3 protein-coding genes and 1 pseudogene are annotated in these 3,139 nt (G+C 51.8%); 1 reads left to right on the forward strand and 3 read right to left on the reverse strand.

Features of this window, described 5'->3' with window-relative positions; genetic code table 11:
* The 3 genes and pseudogenes from Q7V06_RS01510 to Q7V06_RS01520 all read right to left on the reverse strand — a co-directional run.
* Positions 1-881 (reverse strand): annotated as a pseudogene (locus Q7V06_RS01510) (hypothetical protein); the annotation flags it as partial.
* Positions 881-1,267 carry a hypothetical protein gene (locus Q7V06_RS01515; RefSeq protein ID WP_304837035.1) on the reverse strand — a complete coding sequence of 129 codons (387 nt, stop codon included), beginning with the start codon at positions 1,265-1,267 and terminating at the stop codon, positions 881-883. The gene Q7V06_RS01515 and the pseudogene Q7V06_RS01510, both read right to left, overlap by 1 nt.
* Before the next feature lie 60 nt (positions 1,268-1,327).
* On the reverse strand, positions 1,328-2,581 hold the full coding sequence (locus Q7V06_RS01520; RefSeq protein WP_304837038.1) for a DUF1015 domain-containing protein: 1,254 nt from the start codon (positions 2,579-2,581) through the stop codon (positions 1,328-1,330).
* 44 nt (positions 2,582-2,625) lie between these two features.
* Between Q7V06_RS01520 and rimI the strand changes: the two genes are divergently transcribed.
* Positions 2,626-3,114 carry a ribosomal protein S18-alanine N-acetyltransferase gene (rimI, locus tag Q7V06_RS01525; protein WP_304837041.1) on the forward strand — a complete coding sequence of 163 codons (489 nt, stop codon included), beginning with the start codon at positions 2,626-2,628 and terminating at the stop codon, positions 3,112-3,114.
* Positions 3,115-3,139 lie beyond the last annotated feature (25 nt).

Genomic DNA, 3,139 nt, shown 5'->3' on the forward strand with positions numbered 1-3,139 from the left:
AAGACGAAGGTTATCCCGAGAGTGTCCTGCTCCCTCCAGGGAGGATGTGGAACGGGATGAAGTATAAAGAAGACAGACTCCGAGACCTCCACCGGGAGCGTTGCAATGCTCTCATCCACTATCAGGGTATAGGCGGTGAACGGAAGAGTGATACCATCACGACTTATCCTGATTTCGGTCAATGTCGCCGGATCGGTTGCATTCAGGTACTTATCAAAATTACGGATATCAATCTGAAGTGGATCGGTCCTCGGATCGATCCGGAATGCCGGTTCGACCGACCGGTTAAGGAGGAGAGCACAGGGTATTTCAACGGCAAAACGTTGATTTGGGGTCGTGTTTCCAGATACATGAAACATCTTATGCACCTCATCATCTTCATTACCATCCACGATGAGAACAGAAGGCTCTTTCACCGCCACCACCCGGCGGACAGTCCCATATGATGCCGGTGGATCAGGTCCGATCGATCGAATGATCCCCCGGGCGGTGAGGGTGATATTAAACGAGTATGGATAATCCCCAAAGATGAGAGAACGGCGGTAATCATCAGGATAGGTGAAGAAATTGGTATCAAAGAACCGTTCCACCTTCCCCAGGGAGAGGATATGAGGAGCTCCTTTCTCAACCGCAAGACCCATCCGGACAACATCGGAAGATACCATCTGGTACTCCCAGACCGGAAAATCCGGAGATGCCGGCATACCCGGATCTTCTGTCAGGATGACACCGGTTCTGTATGCCACTGCATCATAGTCGATCCTGCTCGACTGTACCGCAAAGAGGGCATGAGGAACCATTGCAGCGACGAAGATGAACGATATGATAAAGATGGTGAACCCGACCAGAAAGTCAAAGGTGACAACGGCGTCATCCTTCATCAGAAAGCCTCCGGATACATCAGGAGAGGAACCGGATTTGTTGGTATCGGAAACTCACGGGGATCGATCGCCCTCTGTGGAATCTTCCCTTCCCACCTGGCAGAGGCCACATCTCCTGCTCTGATGAAGAGGAAACGGTATCCGCCATCCGGATCTGCTGACAGGATCGTCCATGAAGCTGCGGTTCCATCCGGCGTGAGGTCGCGGCCGATGATCAGATAAACCGGTGGTTCAGTCAGAGAAAGGGCGTCATCAAGGCTGATCCTCTCTATAACGTCATCAGGAGGCTCCACCTGATCAAATGGGGGTGGAGCTTCAACTACGGAACTGGTATAACAACCAGGGATCAGCAGCAGAAGAAAGACGATCAGGAGCAGACGATGCACAAGAGATCCATCCAACCTATAACAAAAAGAGCTTTTGGGGTGAGAGGCACTCCCCACAGATCAGTCAAGGGTATGGATGACTAATCCGGAGAGGAGCTTCGGCTCAAACCAGGTTGATTTTGGGGGCATTATACCATCGTTATCCGCAATCTCACAGAGATCTTCAATCCTGACAGGCTGCATCAGGATAGCGGCGGCATAGTCACCTGAATCGACATGAGAGATCAGCTCATGGATCGGATGGGCACCACCCATAAACTCAAGCCTCTTATCACCGCGTGGATCGGTGATCCCAAGGAGCGGCGAAAGCACCTTCTCCTGAAGGAGAGTGACATCAAGACGTGAGACGGTATCTGCTTTTTTATCGATCTCCCGAGAGAGTTCATAGAACCGGCCATCAATATACAGATGCAGGATATGATGGTGTGCATCCTTCATGGTCTGCCGGATCTCGGATGCTTTTGTATCGACACCTTCGATCTCACGAATGGTAAACTCATCTGCAAGAGCTGAAAGGAACTCATTTCTTGTCATTCCTGACAGATCTCTGATGAGCCGGGAATACCCGTGAATGAGAACCGAATCATGTGCAAAGAGGACACCCATGAACCGCGTGGCTTCGGGGGTCAGATCACCCCGCTCTTTGCGCCGGTCACAGACATTCACTGCACTCTTTGCCCGGTGGTGACCATCAGCAATATAGAGTGAGGAGACATCGGCAAAGAGTGTGGAGAGACGGGTGATCTCTTCAGGATCGGTGATCGGATATATCCGGTGGACAGAACCGGATTTCGTCACAGTCTCGGCTATCGCAGCTCCTGTTGCTCTTGAGGTGATGAACTCATGGATACCACCGGGATCACGATACAGGAGGAAGACCTGACCTGTATTGGCGTTGACAGAGTCAATATGCCGGGTCCTGTCCTCCTCTTTGTCATACCGTGTCAGTTCATGACGCTTCACGGTTTTATTCAGATAATCATCAACACCGACACAGGCGACAAGACCGGTGAACGTCTGACCCCCATGCTCCACCTGATACACAGAATAACTCTCTCCGGTATCCTGCACAAAGAGCCCGTCTGCCTTCATCTCTTCAAAGATCGCGCGGGCGCGGGCATAGATCGCGTCATCATACGGGGGGAGGTCAGGAAGTTCGGCATCTGAGCGGATAACCCGGAGAAAACTCTTCCTGTTCTCTGCAATACAGGCCGCCGCCTCTTCTGCCGAAACGACATCGTAAGGAACAGACGGCACATATGCCGACTCCTCTTGCGCCGGACGAAGCGCTACAAACGGGTAGATGCCAACCATGGAAAAACCTTCACGTAGTTATAGGTGGTGTACTCTAAAGAAAGATGGTGACGACAGGTTTTGGTTCCGGGCACGGGGATGCATTTCTCATCAGGAGATCCGATCCGGGCGACATACCGGAGATCGTATCACTTGAAGTCCAGGCATTCAACGATCCCTGGGGAGAACAGGGAATCCGTGAAGCGATGAGCCTGTACCTCTCCTCATTCTTCGTCGCAGTTGCAGGCGGCAGGATCATCGGGTTCTGCGGAGGTGGAATTGAAGATACCGGGGAGGCGATCTATGGGCACCTCTGCACCCTCGTTGTGGCAGATGAGTTCAAGAGCATGGGTGTCGGGCGCGAACTTATCAGCTGGATCGAACATGACTTCCTCCAGAGAGGAGCAACTGCAATCGAGCTTGAGGTCAGGATCTCGAACCGGAATGCGATTAACTTCTACAGGAAACTTGGATACCAGGAGGTATTCACCTACGACAGCTACTATAAGGACGGCGAAGACGGAGTCGTTATGATGAAATGGTTCTCATCATAACTCAGGATGTATCCTTATCTTCCCA

The organism is Methanocalculus sp. (assembly GCF_030651615.1).
Classification (GTDB): domain Archaea; phylum Halobacteriota; class Methanomicrobia; order Methanomicrobiales; family Methanocorpusculaceae; genus Methanocalculus.